Here is a 559-nt window from a genome sequence, read left to right as displayed (position 1 = left end):
TTTCTTTTTCATGTCAGCATGATGACACCAAAAAACGATCGTTCAAGTGGTCATTGCGATCTTAATAAGATCGCGGTATTTATTGTCAATAGGGGGCTGGTGAACGGTTACGCGCCATTTGTGGATAAAGACGTCATGACACAGCACTTAAGGCAAATTTCAGAGGCGACAGGATCGGACAGGTATGCACTTATTATCACAGATGGCGCACCTTGGCATACGAATGAAACGACAGAAGCATTCGATAACTTATCAATATTGAAACTCCCGCCCTATTCCCCAGAATTAAATCCCATTGAACAAGTATGGCAATGGCTAAGGCAACACTGTTTAGCTAACCGATGCTTCAGAAATTATGACGATATTGTTGAACAATGCTGCAGTGCATGGAACAAATTTATTGACTGTACTAACAGAGTTAAAAGCATGTGCTCAAGAAGCTGAGCAAAAGGAGCTATAGTCGTTTCTGGTGTATGAGGATAAAGCATTGCGATGTAACCTGTTAATTGATCTTGGCCGATCAACAATTAACAAAAGGAACATCGCAATGACTAAAAAT

At 40.6% G+C, this 559-nt stretch carries 1 protein-coding gene; it reads left to right on the top strand.

Annotation, left to right across the window (positions count from 1 at the left end; translation table 11 throughout):
- Positions 1-444, top strand: a 444-nt coding sequence (locus L2764_RS27585) for a transposase (protein ID WP_248943513.1), incomplete at its 5' end; no start/stop codon positions are given.
- Positions 445-559: the final 115 nt, after the last annotated feature.

The organism is Shewanella surugensis, assembly GCF_023284005.1.
Classification (GTDB): Bacteria; Pseudomonadota; Gammaproteobacteria; order Enterobacterales; family Shewanellaceae; genus Shewanella; species Shewanella surugensis.
The sequence above is the reverse complement of the archived record's forward strand: the minus strand, read 5'-3'. Positions and strand labels throughout refer to the sequence as shown.